We start from the raw sequence: 15442 nt of genomic DNA on the forward strand, positions 1-15442 counted from the left end.
GAAGCAGGGCCATGGCGCAAGTCCACCTCCGCGGTGTGAGGAAGAGCTACGAAAAGCTCGAGGTCATCCACGGCGTCGACATCGAGATTTCCGATGGCGAATTCGTCGTGATCGTCGGCCCCTCGGGCTGCGGTAAGTCCACCCTGCTGCGTATGGTGGCGGGACTGGAGCGCATCACCGGCGGCACGATCGCGATCGGCGACCGCGTGGTCAACGAGCTGGAGCCCAAGGATCGCGACATCGCGATGGTGTTCCAGAACTATGCGCTTTACCCGCATTTCAGCGTCTACGAGAACATGGCCTATGGCCTGAAGATCCGCGGCCTCTCCAAGGCCGAGATCGACGTACGCGTCCAGAAGGCGGCGAAGATCCTCGAACTGGGCACATTCCTGCAGCGCAAGCCGCGCCAGCTTTCGGGCGGCCAGCGTCAGCGGGTCGCCATGGGCCGCGCCATCGTGCGCGAGCCGGCGGTGTTCCTGTTCGACGAGCCGCTGTCCAACCTCGATGCCAAGCTGCGCGTACAGATGCGGCTCGAGATCAAGCGCCTGCAGCGCGAGCTCGACGTCACCTCGATCTACGTCACGCACGACCAGGTCGAGGCGATGACGCTCGCCGACCGGCTGATCGTCATGAACGCCGGCGTCGCCGACCAGATCGGCACGCCGATGGACGTCTACGAGCGGCCGGCCTCGGTCTTCGTTGCGGGCTTCATCGGCTCGCCGGCCATGAACTTCCTGGCCGGCAAGGTGGTCGAGGGCAGCCGCGCGATCGAGCTGGCGGGTACGGGGTCCGTGCGCGTCACCTTGCCGATCGGCCTCGCCACCACGGCCGCGGCGGGGACACCGGTCGCGGTCGGCATCCGGCCAGAGCATCTGCACCCGGCGGCCGACGGTCCACTGGAATTCGAGATCGAGCTGGCCGAGCCGCTGGGTGCCGACACCCTGCTGCACGGCCGCTTCGGCGAGGCGCGCGAGCTGGTCACGGTGCGGCAGGGCGGTCATGTGCTGGCCAAGCCCGGCGAGAAGCGGCGCTTCAAGGCCGATCCCGGACATCTGCATCTCTTCGATTCGCAGACCGGCAAGCGCATTCCCGACGCGACATGACGCTGCTTGCCCGTATCGAACATGCCGGGCGCCCGCGCGTCGGCATCCTCGACGGCGAACGGATTCGCCTGCACGAAGGCACGATCTTCGATCCCGGCCCGGCGACGGGTGAGGAGGTGGCGGCCGCCGACGCACGTTGGCTGACCCCGACCGAGCCCAGCAAGATGGTGGCGCTGTGGAACAACTTCCGCGCCGCCGCCGAGAAGAACGGCTGGGCGATCCCGGCCGAGCCGCTCACCTTCCTGAAGGCGCCGAACAGCTTCGCCGCTCACGACCGGGCGATCGCTGTGCCGAAATCCTATGACGGCCGCGTCGCCTACGAAGGCGAACTGGGCATCGTGATCGGCAGGATCTGCTCGGGCGTCTCGCCGGAGGAGGCCGCGGACCATATCCTCGGCTACACCTGCGTGAACGACGTCACGGCGATGGAACTGCTGCAGCGCGACCCCTCCTTCGCGCAATGGACCCGCGCCAAGAACTTCGATGGCTTCGGCGTGTTCGGCCCGGTGGTCGCGACCGGCCTTGATCCGGCGTCGCTCACCGTCCGCACCCTGGTCAACGGCCGGGAGCGCCAGAACTACCGGGTCGACGACATGATCTTCCCGCCGGCCGAGCTGGTCAGCCGCCTGTCGCAGGACATGACCCTCGTGCCGGGCGACGTCATCGCCTGCGGCACGTCGCTCGGCGTGCTGCCGATGAAGGCCGGCACCGTCGTCGAGGTCGTCATCGACGGCATCGGCACCCTGCGCAACCGGTACGGCTGAGGGGCCCTGCCGCAGGCGGCAGAGCCGAATGGCGGCTCGTCGCGGACGTCGCCATCATCGACCGCGCGTTGGCCTGACCCATTCTGAGTAGTGACCTGCTGGAGCGCAGTTCGACGCTCGCCTATCCTCTGCGCGGCCCCCGCGGCTTTCTGGAACTGATCGGTCCTGCTCATGTCTCAAGACGTTGAACTCTCGCTGGCAACCTCCAAGCGCTTGACGGGCCGCACGCTCGCTCTCTGCCTTGTGATCTCTGCAGGAGCACCGGTCTTCTCGTTCGACTCGCCGGCCCGCGCCCAGAGCTGGAACATGTACCAGGGCGGCACGAGCCTGGAGATCTATTACACGGCGGGCGCCCTGAACGACGTTAGCAACGGTGTGCCTCGCGATCGTCCCGCACTGATCGACGTTGCGATTGCAGGTGGCACGGTCAAGGGGATGACCATCGACACCGGCTCCACCGGTATCGCAATCTCGGCCGCACTTCTTCCATCGCTCGCGGCTTACAAGCCGCTCGGTCCCGGCACCATCAACTACGACAGCAGCGGCGCCGCGCCGTCCGGCTACTTCTATGAGTTGCCCGTCAACCTGCTGGGCGGCACCTCGGGGGGAAGTCCCGCAACGGGCTCGACCACCGTCAAGGTTCTCGTCGTCACGAGCGACGACAGCACAAGATACTTCGGTATCGGCAACAACAGGAACAACGTCTACAGCGGTGTGCTCAATCCCGCTCTTTCCTTTGCCCAGAACGTGGCTCTGGGGAATCTTACACAGGTTTCGGCGGTCGGGATGAACCCCCTGATCAACGTGTCGGTGAACGGCACGCCGCTGCCCCACCAGGGCTATGTCGTCATGAACGACCGGATCTTCGTCGGCCTGACCTCGGCGAACAACGGCTACTCGTTCGTCCAGCTCACGCCGGACGCGGCAAACGGGCCGAACCTCTGGAACGGCATTCCGATCGCGCTCGCGGTCGGCACGGGTGCCGCCACCGGGGGAACGATCCTCCACGACACCGGCATCGACTATGCCTTCCTCAAGCCGTTCGGCCAGGACAACGAGACCGTCAACGTCTTCATGCCGGGGGCTTCGGCAACGGGTGCCTTTTACAGCTTCGCCATCACGCGCTCGGACCTTCAGTGCGCGACCATGCCCAGCAACGCGATGACCCCGTGCTACGTCAAGGGTTCCACGTCGAGCACGCCCTTTCTCAACACCGGCCGGCAGTTCTATGCCGGTTTCGACTACCTCTTCGATCCGATAAACGGTTTCGCGGGCTACGGACTGTCCGCTTCCGGGCTGACGACCAGCGCGACGCTGAATCCAATGCTCGCGCTGACCGGCACACTCGCGCTCCGCAACGGCTTCACCACTGATTTCGACGCCTATCTGATGGGCAACACGACGTTCAGCCAGACGGGTACGGGCACCTTCTCCGGCACCATCTCCGGCCCGGGTGGCCTCACCATCTCAGACGGCACCGTCAACCTCCTGGGCAGCAACACCTTCACGGGCGGCCTGTGGCTCGCCTCGGGCGGTACGCTGCGGGCCGGCAGCGATGCCGCCATGGGCGCCGCCGCGGGCGGTCTCAACTTTGCCGGCGGCATGCTGCAGGCCACCGCGGGCTTCGCCATCGACCGCCCGGTCACGCTGGGTTCAGGGGGCGGCACCATCGACACCAACGGCAACGAGCTTCTGGTCAGGACGGCGATCGGTGGAAGTGGGGGGCTGACCAAGGTCGGCACCGGTTTCCTCACCCTTTCGGGGGCAAACAGCTATCAGGGTGGCACCACGATCAACGCCGGCACACTGCGCCTCGCTGCGGGCGCGTCGCTGCCGACCACCGGCGCGCTGACCGTCAACGCCGGCACGCTCGACGTCAACGGCAACGACGTCACGGTCGGCTCCCTGGCTGGCGGGGGCGGCACCATCGCGCTCGGTGCCAGCACGCTGGCCGTCGCCGGGATCGGCAGTACGAGTTTCGCCGGCACCATCACCGGGACCGGCGGGCTCAACAAGTCCGGCAACGGCCTCCTGAACCTGACGGGCGCGAATACCTACACGGGGCCCACCTCGATCACGGGCGGCCGCCTCGCGGTGAACGGCAGCATCACCAGCGACGTCACCGTCGGACCCGGCGGCAATCTCGGCGGTGCAGGCACGATCTTCGGCAACGTCGTCAACGACGGCGCCGTGGCGCCCGGCAACTCCATCGGCACTCTGGCGGTCAACGGCAGCTACACCCAGGCCGCCGGCAGCTCCTATACGGTTGAGACCAACGCCCAGGGTCAGAGCGACCGCATCGCGGTGAGCGGCGCGCCGGGCACGGCCACGATCGCGGCGGGGACAAGCGTCCTCGTGGCGCCAGCCTCCACGAGCCCGTATGCGCCCCGCACCACCTACACGATCCTGAGCGCCAGCGGCGGGGTCACCGGGACCTATTCCTCGGTCGCCAGCAACCTGCCGTTCCTGCTGCCGAGCCTCAGCTATGACGCCAACAACGTCTATCTCGCGCTTCAGATCGGCGGCTTCGCCCGCCAGGCCCAGACCCCTAACCAGGCCGCCGTCGGCGCGGCCTTGGATGCCGGCGCCATCGGCGCCACCGGGGACTTCGCCACGGTGCTGGGCGCCTTCTCGACGATGAACGCCCAGCAGGGCGTCGCCGCCCTGAACACGATCAGTGGGCAGAACTATTCCGCCTTCTCCTCGGCCGGCATCGCCACCACCCAGATCTTCATGACCAACTTCGCCAACACGGTGGGCGGCACCTCCGGGGGCGGCAATCGCGTGGCCCTGGCCCAGGCCTGCGACGTCGCCTGCGACTCGAGCGAGCCGGCGCGATGGGGCGCCTGGGGCGGTGCGCTGGGCGGCTTCGGCGTCGTCGGCGGCACGGCCAATGCCGGCACGCTCACCTACAATCTCGGCGGGTTCGCCGCCGGCCTCGACCGCCGCGTCACGGACGAGCTGCTGGTCGGCGTCACCGCCGGCTTCACCAGCGGCAGCCAGTGGGTCGGCGGCTTCTCCGGCCGCGGCCTCTCCGACACCTTCCAGGCCGGCCTCTATGCCAGCTACGCAAAGAACGCCGTCTATGTCGACGGTCTGGCGGCCTACGCCTATTCCGACAACCAGATGCAGCGGCAGATCACGATCCCCGGCCTGTCGCGCACCGCCAACGGCCGCACCGGCGCCAACCTGTTCTTCGGCCAGCTCGAGGCGGGCTATCGCTTCGACATCGGCGGACGCGCGGATGCCTACATCACCCCGTTCGCGCGCCTGCAGGGCGCCACGGCCACCCAGAGCGCCTTCAGCGAATCGGGCGCGGGCGCGCTCGACCTCTCGGTCGCCGCGCAGACCACCAACTCGCTGCGCAGCGTGCTCGGCGCCCAACTCGGCGGCGCCCTGGATCTCGGCTGGCGCGACAGGCTCGCAATGACGGTCAAGCTCGGCTGGGGCCACGAATATGCCGACACGGCGCGGCCCGTCACCGCCTCCTTCGTCGGCGCGCCCGCCTCCGGCTTCACGACCTACGGCGCCGCGCCGCAACGCGACAGCGTCGTGCTGGGCCTCTCCGCCAGCACCGCCATCGCCGACGCCACCTCCCTCTACTTCCGGTACGAAGGCAACATCTCCAGCCAGGATTCCAACCAGGCCCTGACCGCCGGATTCCGCATGACCTGGTAGTCGTGCGGACCGCGCCCGGAGCACCTGCGTCAATCGAGGTCCACGGGCAAGGGCGTCAAGGAGCGGGTACCCTGCGCAACCGGTACGGCGGCAGGGCCGTCAGGCCGCTTGTTCAGGCTTTGGTGAGGCGGCGGCCGGCGTTGGTCAGGCAGGCGCCGCGAAGCTCCTTGAGTTCCAGCCAGCCGTTCGACGTCGCATGGCTGAACGCGGCCTCGGTGGCCGCATCTTCCTTCAGGTCCAGGCGGCGCATGACCGTATCCATGGGCACCCAGTGCATGGGACGGCCACGGGTATAGATATGCATGTCCTGGACGATCTTGCGGGCGAGCGACGCGGCGGAGTTGAGCATCCGCTTACTGTGACAGGTCGGTTCGGCTGCCGCATCCGCGAAGTGGGACCGGGTAGGACCTCTCCGTTACGCCGAGGATACAAATCTCGTCGTTCGGTGTAATTCCCTGCAATCAACTGCGTAGAGTGTCATGCTGTTCTGTACCTACAACATCCACTACGGCGTCGGTTCCGACGGCAAATATGACGTCGCCCGCATCGCCGACACGGTGGCCGAAGCCGACATCGTCTGCCTCCAGGAAGCCGTCTCCGGCTGGCCGCAGAATGGCTTTGCCGACCAGACCGCCGAGATCGCCTCCCGGCTCAACCGCTATCACTGGTATCACGGCGCCATGGAGTCCGACGCCAGCGAGGTCGGGGCCGACGGGCGGATCGTCAACCGCCGCCGCAGCTTCGGCAATGCCGTGCTCTCGCGCTGGCCGATCACCTGGGCGCGAGGCCATCTCCTGCCCAAGACAGCGCTTGTCGACCGCTTCGACCTGCAGCGCGGCTTTGTCGAGGCGTCGATCGCAACGCCGGCGGGGCCGTTGCGCATCTACAGCGTGCATCTCAGCCATGTCGGCCCGCAGCAGCGCCTGCCGCAGGTCCGTGCGCTGATGGATACGGTGCTCAACGCCGAGCGCGTCGGCGCGACGTGGGACAGCGCCGCCGGCTCGACCTTCATGTTCCAGGAGCGCCGGCCCGACGTCTCGCGCTCCGCCATTCTTGCGGGCGACTTCAACTTCACGCCGGCGCATCCGGAATATCCGCTGGTCTGCGGCGAGACCAGCTACTACGGGCGCCTGGGGACCACGATGCACCTCGCCGATGCCTGGGCCGCGGCCGGCAACAGCGAAGAGGAAGTCGATTCGTTTCCGCGCGAGGGTCGCATCGACCATGTCTTCGTGACACATGACCTGGCGCCCAAGGTCCGGCGGGCCTGGATCGGCTACGGAATCGTTGCGTCAGACCACTGGCCGGTCTTCGTCGAGTTCGATCTCTAGCCGGGAGGCGACCGTCAGCGCAGCTCGAACGGGTAGATGATCTTCCAGTCGTTCTTCATGTCGACGATGGTCCAGTGGCGGCGCAGCGCTTCGTTCCACGCCTTGTCGAGCTGGCCGATCGGGGAGGGGCGATCGTAGGCATATTCACGGACGGCATCGGTGTGATGCACGAGGCCCATGAAGCGCGCGCCGGCGCCGGCCGCGGTCCATTCGAGCATCTGCTGGTCGCCATCGGAGTTGCCGAAGGCGAAGACGGGGCGCCGGCCGATGAACTGGTTGATTCCTTCCGGTTTGCCCGGGCCGTCGTCGATGAACAGAATCTTGGCCTCCTTCACGAGCTCGGGCGTACCGTCCGGCCGCAGTCGGTAGCGGGTGACGCCCGAGGAGCCCACGACCTGCTCCGGCGGGATCCCATAGACACGTTCCGTCCACGGCCGCATGAACTCGATGCCGCCGCCGGAGACGATGAAGGTCTTGAACTGATGGGCGCGCAGCAGCGCCAGTAGCTCGAGCATCGGCTGGTAGACGAGGTCGGTGTACGGCCGCTTGAAGCGCGGATGACGGGCGGTTGCCAGCCAGTCGGCCACCGCCTTCGCGAAGGCCTCCGTCGTCAGGCCGGTGTGCGTCGCCGCGATGATTTCGAGGAAGCCCTTTTCGCCCAGCGTTGCCAGCGTGGCCTGATCATCGGCCAGCACCGACCGGAACGGCTCCTGCGTGCGCCATTCGGGATGCTGCGGCGCCATCGCCTTCACGCGATCGACGGCGAAGGCGATCTGGACGTAGATGGGCTGTTCCGTCCACAGCGTGCCGTCATTGTCGAAGCAGGCGATGCGCTCCGGTACCGGCACCCAGTCCGGCGCGCCCGGGGTCGTCGTGCGGGCGATGAAGTCGAGGATCGAGCGTTTCACCGGCCCATCGTTCCAGGAGGGCAGCGCGTCGGCCTGCGCGAAGCCTGGCCTCGCCCTCGCCGCAAGCGCGGCTGCGCCCATGCCCGTCAAGAATATCCGGCGTCTCATCGCTTCCTCCCCCGATCCGGGTCATCCTACTCCGGTTTCGCGTTGCCGCTGAACCGGCGTAGAATTCGCCTCCACGCACAGGGAGATGAAAATGGGCACCAAGATCCGGACCACGGCGGGACGCGGTCGGCTTTACGACAGTGTGCTCGACACGATCGGCGACACGCCCTGCATCCGCATCAACGCGCTCGCCCCCAAGGGCGTCACGATCTACGTCAAGGTCGAGGCCTTCAATCCCGGCGGCTCGGTGAAGGATCGCCTGGCCGTCAACATCATCGAGGCGGCCGAGCGCAAGGGCACGCTGAAACCCGGCCAGACCGTGGTCGAGGCGACCAGTGGCAACACCGGCATCGGCCTGGCCATGGTCTGCGCCCAGAAGGGCTATCCGCTGGTGGTCACCATGGCCGACAGTTTCTCGATCGAGCGGCGCAAGCTGATGCGCATGCTGGGGGCAAAGGTGGTGCTGACCCCGCGAGCACAAAAGGGCTTCGGCATGTACCAGAAGGCGGTCGAACTCGCGAAGGCCAACGGCTGGTTCCTGGCCCACCAGTTCGAGACGGATGCCAACGCCGAGATCCATGAAGCCACGACCGCGCGCGAAATCCTGTCCGACTTCGCGGGACACCGGCTCGACTATTTCGTGAGCGGCTACGGCACCGGCGGCACCGTGACAGGCGTGGCGCGGGTGCTGCGGAAGGACCGACCGGAAACCAAGATCATCCTCACCGAGCCCGCCAACGCCCAGCTCCTCGGCAGCGGCAAGCCGCAGGAGCGTGCGGCCGACGGCTCACCCTCGGTCAGTCATCCCGCCTTCGAGCCGCATCCGATCCAGGGCTGGACGCCGGATTTCATCCCGCTCGTGCTGCAGGAGTCGATCGACAAGAAGTATTACGACGAACTGCTGCCGGTCGTCGGGGCCGATGGCATCAAATGCGCCAAGGCACTGGCGCAGAAGGAAGGTATCTTCACCGGCATTTCGGGCGGCTCGACTTTCGCCATCGCCCTCCAGGTGGCGGCCAAGGCCGCGCCCGGGTCGGTCATCCTCTGCATGCTGCCCGACACCGGCGAGCGCTATCTCACCACGCCGTTGTTCGAGGGCATCATCGACGACATGGACGAGTCCGAGATCGCCATCTCGAAGTCCACGCCCGGTTACCAGATGGGGTAGCGACAACCAAAAAGGTCCCTCGCTCACGCTCGGGATGACAACATTTCTTGCACCGGCGCAGTGCGTCGATGCCGGTCCAATTGTCATCCTGAGCGAAGCGAAGGACCTTTAGGCTGTCTCGGTTGGGGCCGAGTCACTCGCGATTGGTAAACCGGGCGTTGCCCAGGCCGGTGCCGATCGTCATGACGCCCCAGTGCTCGACGTCCTTCATGTTCGGCACTTCGCTGAGTCCCTGAACGACGGCGTCGTTGTGGACCTGGATGAAGATGTCGTGGCCGCCGATCTTGGGCAGATGCGCCGACAAAGCGGCGGCGAGGTTGAACGACTTGCCTTCCCAGTTGCCCGGCAGGTTCTGACCGCCCTTGAGGATGGAGCCGTGCTCGTCGATCAGGCCGGGGCAACCGATTCCCATGAAGGGCGCGAGCTTTATCTTTTCCTGTTTCGCGCGGTCGATCAGCTTGTTCAGCATCGCGGCGATTTTCTCGATGGCCTCGTCGCGGTCGGGCTCGTCGTCCGAATGCCGCCAGACCTGACGCTTCCAGACATCCGCTTCCTCGACGTCGCCACCCTTGCCGGAATTGAGCTCGACCACGCCCACCCGCACGTTGGTGCCGCCGATGTCGACGGCGAGGATGGCATCGTGTCCTGCCATGACCCAACTCGGCGCCAGGTGCACGGCGCCGATCAACCCGGCTTCGTCGGGATCGTTCTGAATGGCCGCGAGTTCGATGCTGATTCCGTCGGCCGCCAGCATGATGCTGGTGCGTCCCATGGCCAGTTCGCCGATCCGACTGCCGATCATCCCGCCGCCGATCACGATGCGTTGGGTGTCCTTCCACGTGTCCAGGCGGAGGAAGCGGCGTATCACCGTCGTCAGCTCGCCGGCGAACTCCTCGACCACGGTGTGGACGAGGCCCGCAGACACCGGGTCGCCACTGGACAGCATCTTGTCGAGCTTCGACTTCGAGATCTCCTCCATCGGCACATCGCCGAACGGATCTTCGCCGCGCTCCTTCAGACGGTCCCGCCAGTCGGCCAGGATGGCGTGGAACGCCCGGCGACTGGCGCGATCGCCAATGAAGCCTTCGTCGTCGCGCAATTCCTCGTTGTAGGTGTCCACGGTAACGGCGGGCAGGACACGGCCGCCATGGACGAAGACGGAGGGAGCCTCGACGGGCTCGTCGGCAGGTGCCGCAGTTTCGGTTCCGGTCCGGGCGCTCATGCGATCTCCCCCTGTAAGGCCTGATGAACGGCCAGCAAGGGGATAAAGTTCCTCGACATCTTCGGGCAGGGTGCGGCAGGACGGCATGGCAACAACGGGGCGTGGCCTGCGTTACGGGCGCGATGAAACTCTTCAAATGCCAGAGCTGCCAGCAGATCCTGTATTTCGAGAACGATGTCTGTGTGAAATGCGGACACAAGCTCGGATACGTCCCCGACGTCGCGACCGTTTCGGCGCTCGAGCCGGAGGGCGAGTTGTGGCGCGCGCTTGCGTCGCCGGACGTGCTCTATCGCTTCTGTGCCAACGCCCAGCACGCCGCCTGCAACTGGCTGGTCGAATCGACGTCTTCCGAGACCTTCTGCCTGTCGTGTCGGCACAACCGGATGATCCCCGACCTCACCATCGCCGATAACCTTGCGCACTGGCAGAAGATCGAGATCGCCAAGCATCGGCTTTTCTATTCGCTGCTGCGGCTCAAGCTACCGGTCCCGACCAAACTCGAATCGCCGGAGGAAGGCCTGGCGTTCGACTTTCTGGCCGAACTGCCGCAGCTCAACGCGCCGCGCGTCATGACCGGACACGACAACGGCCTCATCACCATCGCGCTGGCCGAGGCCGACGATGCGGTGCGCGAGCAGAACCGGGTCGCCATGCACGAGCCCTATCGGACTTTGCTCGGTCATTTCCGGCACGAGATCGGACACTACTACTGGGACCGGCTGGTGCGCGACGGCGGCCAGCTCGATGCCTGCCGGCAGCTGTTCGGCGACGACACCCAGGATTACGGACAGGCACTGCAGGCCCACTATGCCAACGGGGCACCGCCCGACTGGCAGGCGAACTTCGTCAGCCACTATTCGAGCTCGCACCCGTGGGAGGATTTCGCCGAGACCTGGGCGCACTATCTGCACATCGTCGATACGCTCGAGATCGCGCGGGCCTTCGGCCTGTCGACCCAACCGCGCCTGGCCAAAGACGAGGAGCTGGATGCCACTGTCGATTTCGATCCCTATCGCGCGTCCGAGATCGGCCAGCTCATCGACAGCTGGACGCCTTTGACGCTGGCGCTGAACAGCCTCAACCGGGCCATGGGACAGCCCGACGTCTATCCGTTCGTGCTGTCGCCGCCCGTAATCGAAAAGCTCGGCTTCATCCACCGGCTCGTCCACCCGGCCCCGTAGGCCGGACTCAGCGGTGCTTCTGCTGGCGGTAGTGATCGGCCAGCGCGTCGCCCCCGAAATCGGCGGCGAGGTCGCGCCACACCGCGTGGACGTGGTTGGCGCCGTTCTGGGTGTTGTCGTGCTCGATCAGCGTGACCGGGCCGTGGACCCGGAAATAATGCGCCTCGCCCGGCGTCAGTGATCCCGCCCAGGCGAAGCGGAAGGTCACGAGGCCTTGTTCCAGGACGCGCTGCTTCTGCTGGGCCAGCAGGTCGGACGCGAGCGTGCCGAGGAAACGGTCCATCAGCGCCTCGACCAACGTCCGTTGCGCACCGGTCATTTCACCCAGCAGCAGGCCGCGCGGATTACCGAGATCCTGCTCACGCTGCGGGCTCGCCACGATTTCGCCGAACGAGCGGTTGGCGATGGTCGCGGTCTGGCGCTGCTGTTCGCTGAGGCCCGCCATGACCCGGCGGGCAATATCCTCGGAGGCGCCGAGCAGGCGGAAGCTGCGATGGGGGCCGTCGCGCACCGTGGCGGGATGGGCGCCGGTGAAGAAGGGCGTCACCGCGACATATCCGGGCGCCGGCAACGCCACGTTCAGCGACAGGTGATGGCCCTCGAACCGCCAACCCCAGGGAAAGCGGCCGGGCGTGCCGAACACCGAGACGTAGTAGCGGGCGGGATCGCGGAAGCTGCCCTGCTGTTCACGCAGCACGCCTTCCAGCAGGCGTACGCCGTCGAGCAGGTCGAGGCCGCGCTGGTTCAATACCGTGGCGAACAGGGCACGGGCCGCGTCGGCCTGGTTGGGCCGCATCTCTCCCAGGGCGAGGCCCGAGCGGCTGCGCGGGATGTAGTGCCAGTCGAGACGATTGGGGGACTCGAACGCGATCATCGCCTTCCGGCGCTGGCCGTCGTCGAGGATTACCAGGAAGCGATTGGCGGCGTCGGCGATGCGCTGGGCGGCATCGACCGTCTGGGCGCTTGCGCTGCCGAACGGCAGCAGGGCCGCCGCCGCCAGCACGGTCCGCCGGGTCGGCGGGCCGTGGTGAGGATGGGGATGGCCGTGAGACTCGTCGTGCGGATGCCAGCCGTCGTGCGGCATGGCCGGCCCGTCAGGTCGAGGTCTTGGGATATTTCAGCGTGCAGCCATAGGCGCGGGTCGACGCGTCGGCGACCGGCTTGCCGGACAGAACCTGATCAAGCGCTACGCGGACATATTGCGTGGCCTTCGGAATGTCGGCGGCGCTCGAGGAGGGGATCGAGTCGATGCCGCCCTTGTAGACCAGGATGCCGTTGGCATCGATGATGTACATGTGCGGCGTCACCGTGGCGCCATAGGCGCGCGCGACCTTGCTTTGCGGGTCGAGCAGCACGGCCGCGGGCGCGGCATTGCGGCTCTTGGTGAGGTCGTTGGCCTGCGTGGCCGTCACATGGCCCTGCTCGCCGGTGGCGGAGGAGGCGACCGTCAGCCAGACGACGCCCTTGGCGGCGGCTTCGCGCTGTTGGTCCTGCATGTTGTTGGAGGTGTAGTGCTTGCGCACGTAGGGGCAGTCGTGATTCGTCGTCTCGAGGACCACGACCTTGCCCTTGAGGTCGGCCACCGACCAGCTCTTGCCGTTGCTGTCGACGGCGGTGAACTGCGGCGCCGGCTTGCCGACATCGGGGCTCGAGCTGGCAAAAGCGGCGGCGGGGGCGAGGGCGAGCGCGGCGCCACCGATCATCAGGGAACGACGGGGAACATTCAGCTTCGACATGATGGCCTCCTAACGCTTGGCTTGCTGGATTGACGACAACTCCGACAGAATCAGCGACTCGGTGAGAACCTGGGGCAGGATCTTCGGCCGATCCGCCCCCGGCGCCCAGAACAGGTAGAGGGGAACGCCGGCGCGGCCGAGTTCCTTCAGGACTCCGGTGATCTCGGCATCGCGGTTGGTCCAGTCGCCCTTGAGCTTGACGACACCGGCCTGCTCGAACGCCCTCCGGGTGGCCGGCGTCTCGAGCGCGACCCGCTCGTTCACCAAGCAAGTAATGCACCAGGCGGCGGTGAAGTCGACGAAGACCGGCTTGCCGGCGGCGACGGCCTCGGCCATGCGGGCGCGCGAGAATCGTTCCCAGCCCTCGAAGCTGACACCGGCGCCCGGACCGCCGGACGCCGAAGCGGCGGTCGCGGGACTGTCGTCGAGCTTGAGGGTCGCGGCAAAGGCCAGCAACACGGCGCCGGCGGCAAGGCCACGGCGCGCCCAGGTGCCCGCCGAGGCGCCGCTGCCGATCCGCAGCAGCCAGATCGCGAAGGCGATCAGGATCATCCCGCCCAGCGCATAGAGCACGCCGTCGGCGCCGGTCTGCTGGGTCAGCACCCAGATCATCCAGACGGCGGAGGCATACATGGGGAAAGCGAGGAACTGGCGCAGCCGGTCCATCCACGGGCCCGGGCGCGGCATCAGACGCTGCAGCGCGGGCGTCATCGCCAAAGCGAGGTAGGGAAGGGCGAGGCCGAGACCCATGGCCAGCAGCACCGCGACGGTGGCGGGCGCCGGCTGGCTGAGCGCAAAGCCCAGCGCCGCGGCCATGAAAGGCGCGGTGCAGGGCGTCGCCACGATGACCGCCAGCACGCCGGTGAAGAAGGCGCCGGTGGTGCCGCCGCGGGAGACGAGGCCCTGGCCGACGCCGGCCAGGCGGTTGCCGACCTCGAACACGCCCGAGAGGTTGAGGCCGACCACGAAGAACAGATAGGCGATCAGGAGCGAGAAGACCGGCGACTGAAACTGGAAGCCCCAGTTCACCTCGCCCGCGGTCGAGCGGATCGCGATCACGATGCCCGCCATGGCGGCAAAGGAGGCGAGGACACCGGCGGTGTAGGCGAGCCCGTCTCGGCGCATCTCGCTGCGCTCATGGCCGGCGAGGCGCGCGAAGGCCGCGGCCTTCATGGCCAGCACCGGAAAGACGCAGGGCATCAGGTTCAGGATCAGGCCGCCCAGCAGCGCGAACAGCAGAGCCTGCACCAGCGAAAGATCCTCGGCACCGACCGCGTTCGCGAGCGATGCGGTCGCGGCCGGCACGAATGCCGGATCGAGCTTGGCCGAGAGATCGAAGGCCTGCTTCACGTTGCCGTCGGCGGTCTTCTCGGTGAGCACCAGCGTGCCGGCGAGCTCGGCGGCCATCGCGCTCTTGGCGTCGCCCTTCTTCAGGGGAATGCGGATGCCCTCGGGCGTCACCGTGGCAGTCTGCTTGGCCATCGTGGCCACGGGGCCCCACTCGGCCGGGAAGAAATAGATGTCGCTGACCGCGTCGGGTTTCAGGCCCTTGGCCTCGACCAGCAGGGTCGGGTCTCCGGCCTTGGACAGACCATAGCGGGCGGCCCAGGGGCTGGCCGTCGGCACCGCGCGACGCGCCTGCTCGAACAAGGTGCGCGTGACGGGCGGTGCCGGCGTTGCGGCCGCGCCTGAGGGCAGGACCAGCTCGAACTTGCCCTCTTCGGGAATGCAGACATCCTCGCAGACCAGCCAGTTGGCCTCTGCCGCCAGCGTGAGCGGTCCCGTGAGGTCGGCCGGCGGCGTGATGCGCACCAGCAGCACCGATTCGTCCTTGAAGCCGTAATTGATGACGCCGCCGATATCGAAGAGGGTCGGGGCGGGCCAGACGATCGGATCGGCCTTGGCGCCTTCGGGCAGCTTCCACGCGATCTCGGTCGGCAGGCCGGATTCGCCCGGATTCTTCCAGTAGGTGTGCCACTTGGGGCGCATCGTCTGGCGTAGTCCGACCCAGAACGGCTCGCCGGGCTTGACCGTCGCGACCTCGGAGACGAGTTCGGATCGCACGTTTTCGGTCGTCACGACCGCCTGCGCGAAGGCCGGACCGGCCAGAAGCACGAAAAGAAGGGCGAGGAAACGGACCATCGCTTTCCTAAGTGACCCCCGGTCGTGGCGCTTGCAAGGCAATCCGGATCAAGCCGCCGTGATATTTTGCCCGGCATCCCATGAACGACTAAGCTATTGGT

General features: G+C 67.0%; 12 protein-coding genes. 6 read left to right on the forward strand and 6 right to left on the reverse strand.

What is annotated here, in order from left to right:
- Positions 1-11 precede the first annotated feature (11 nt).
- From ACO07K_RS28520 to ACO07K_RS28530, 3 genes are all read left to right on the forward strand, one after another.
- The gene (locus ACO07K_RS28520) at positions 12-1103 is read left to right on the forward strand and encodes a sn-glycerol-3-phosphate import ATP-binding protein UgpC (protein ID WP_422033787.1); all 1092 of its coding nucleotides are present in this window, start codon (positions 12-14) and stop codon (positions 1101-1103) included.
- The gene (locus ACO07K_RS28525; protein WP_422033788.1) at positions 1100-1867 is read left to right on the forward strand and encodes a fumarylacetoacetate hydrolase family protein; all 768 of its coding nucleotides are present in this window, start codon (positions 1100-1102) and stop codon (positions 1865-1867) included. Before ACO07K_RS28520 ends, ACO07K_RS28525 begins: the two co-directional genes overlap by 4 nt.
- 171 nt (positions 1868-2038) lie before the next feature.
- Positions 2039-5545, forward strand: coding sequence for an autotransporter outer membrane beta-barrel domain-containing protein (locus ACO07K_RS28530; protein ID WP_422033789.1), 3507 nt, complete (start codon positions 2039-2041; stop codon positions 5543-5545).
- Positions 5546-5657: 112 nt separating this feature from the next.
- Here the strand turns inward: ACO07K_RS28530 and ACO07K_RS28535 are convergent, their stop codons facing one another.
- Positions 5658-5894 (reverse strand): hypothetical protein, encoded by a 237-nt coding sequence (locus ACO07K_RS28535; RefSeq protein WP_422017797.1) that lies wholly within the window; start codon positions 5892-5894, stop codon positions 5658-5660.
- A 130-nt stretch (positions 5895-6024) separates the two neighbouring features.
- Here ACO07K_RS28535 and ACO07K_RS28540 point away from each other — a divergent pair, with 130 nt between their 5' ends.
- On the forward strand, positions 6025-6876 hold the full coding sequence (locus ACO07K_RS28540; RefSeq protein ID WP_422033790.1) for an endonuclease/exonuclease/phosphatase family protein: 852 nt from the start codon (positions 6025-6027) through the stop codon (positions 6874-6876).
- A 14-nt stretch (positions 6877-6890) separates the two neighbouring features.
- Here the strand turns inward: ACO07K_RS28540 and ACO07K_RS28545 are convergent, their stop codons facing one another.
- Entirely contained in the window at positions 6891-7892 is a 1002-nt protein-coding gene (locus ACO07K_RS28545; RefSeq protein WP_422033791.1) for an HAD family hydrolase, read from the reverse strand.
- Between the two features lie 91 nt (positions 7893-7983).
- Between ACO07K_RS28545 and cysK the strand changes: the two genes are divergently transcribed.
- On the forward strand, positions 7984-9060 hold the full coding sequence (gene cysK, locus ACO07K_RS28550; protein WP_422033792.1) for a cysteine synthase A: 1077 nt from the start codon (positions 7984-7986) through the stop codon (positions 9058-9060).
- Between the two features lie 133 nt (positions 9061-9193).
- On the opposite strand, the gene ACO07K_RS28555 is transcribed toward cysK, so the two are convergent.
- The gene (locus ACO07K_RS28555) at positions 9194-10282 is read right to left on the reverse strand and encodes an ROK family protein (RefSeq protein ID WP_422033793.1); all 1089 of its coding nucleotides are present in this window, start codon (positions 10280-10282) and stop codon (positions 9194-9196) included.
- Positions 10283-10404: 122 nt separating this feature from the next.
- On the opposite strand from ACO07K_RS28555, the gene ACO07K_RS28560 reads away from it, so the two are divergent.
- Complete coding sequence (locus ACO07K_RS28560) at positions 10405-11463, forward strand: zinc-binding metallopeptidase family protein (protein WP_422033794.1); 1059 nt, start codon at positions 10405-10407, stop codon at positions 11461-11463.
- 7 nt (positions 11464-11470) lie between these two features.
- Here the strand turns inward: ACO07K_RS28560 and ACO07K_RS28565 are convergent, their stop codons facing one another.
- From ACO07K_RS28565 to ACO07K_RS28575, 3 genes are read right to left on the reverse strand one after another with little or no spacing between them, the layout of a single operon-like run.
- On the reverse strand, positions 11471-12547 hold the full coding sequence (locus tag ACO07K_RS28565; RefSeq protein ID WP_422033795.1) for a DUF3500 domain-containing protein: 1077 nt from the start codon (positions 12545-12547) through the stop codon (positions 11471-11473).
- A 10-nt stretch (positions 12548-12557) separates the two neighbouring features.
- The gene (locus tag ACO07K_RS28570; protein ID WP_422033796.1) at positions 12558-13199 is read right to left on the reverse strand and encodes a redoxin domain-containing protein; all 642 of its coding nucleotides are present in this window, start codon (positions 13197-13199) and stop codon (positions 12558-12560) included.
- A gap of 9 nt (positions 13200-13208) precedes the next feature.
- Positions 13209-15341 (reverse strand): protein-disulfide reductase DsbD family protein, encoded by a 2133-nt coding sequence (locus ACO07K_RS28575; RefSeq protein WP_422033797.1) that lies wholly within the window; start codon positions 15339-15341, stop codon positions 13209-13211.
- Positions 15342-15442 lie beyond the last annotated feature (101 nt).

The organism is Reyranella sp., assembly GCF_965228225.1.
In the GTDB taxonomy this organism is placed as follows: Bacteria; Pseudomonadota; Alphaproteobacteria; order Reyranellales; family Reyranellaceae; genus Reyranella.

Bases quoted from the DNA above. Each gene is read 5' to 3' on its own strand.
- ACO07K_RS28530 (WP_422033789.1), top strand. From the start codon at position 2,039: ATGTCTCAAGACGTTGAACTCTCGCTGGCAACCTCCAAGCGCTTGACG.
- ACO07K_RS28525 (WP_422033788.1), top strand. From the start codon at position 1,100: ATGACGCTGCTTGCCCGTATCGAACATGCCGGGCGCCCGCGCGTCGGC.
- ACO07K_RS28545 (WP_422033791.1), bottom strand. From the start codon at position 7,892: ATGAGACGCCGGATATTCTTGACGGGCATGGGCGCAGCCGCGCTTGCG.
- ACO07K_RS28560 (WP_422033794.1), top strand. From the start codon at position 10,405: ATGAAACTCTTCAAATGCCAGAGCTGCCAGCAGATCCTGTATTTCGAG.
- ACO07K_RS28565 (WP_422033795.1), bottom strand. From the start codon at position 12,547: ATGCCGCACGACGGCTGGCATCCGCACGACGAGTCTCACGGCCATCCC.
- ACO07K_RS28535 (WP_422017797.1), bottom strand. From the start codon at position 5,894: ATGCTCAACTCCGCCGCGTCGCTCGCCCGCAAGATCGTCCAGGACATG.
- ACO07K_RS28570 (WP_422033796.1), bottom strand. From the start codon at position 13,199: ATGTCGAAGCTGAATGTTCCCCGTCGTTCCCTGATGATCGGTGGCGCC.
- ACO07K_RS28520 (WP_422033787.1), top strand. From the start codon at position 12: ATGGCGCAAGTCCACCTCCGCGGTGTGAGGAAGAGCTACGAAAAGCTC.
- cysK (WP_422033792.1), top strand. From the start codon at position 7,984: ATGGGCACCAAGATCCGGACCACGGCGGGACGCGGTCGGCTTTACGAC.
- ACO07K_RS28575 (WP_422033797.1), bottom strand. From the start codon at position 15,341: ATGGTCCGTTTCCTCGCCCTTCTTTTCGTGCTTCTGGCCGGTCCGGCC.
- ACO07K_RS28555 (WP_422033793.1), bottom strand. From the start codon at position 10,282: ATGAGCGCCCGGACCGGAACCGAAACTGCGGCACCTGCCGACGAGCCC.
- ACO07K_RS28540 (WP_422033790.1), top strand. From the start codon at position 6,025: ATGCTGTTCTGTACCTACAACATCCACTACGGCGTCGGTTCCGACGGC.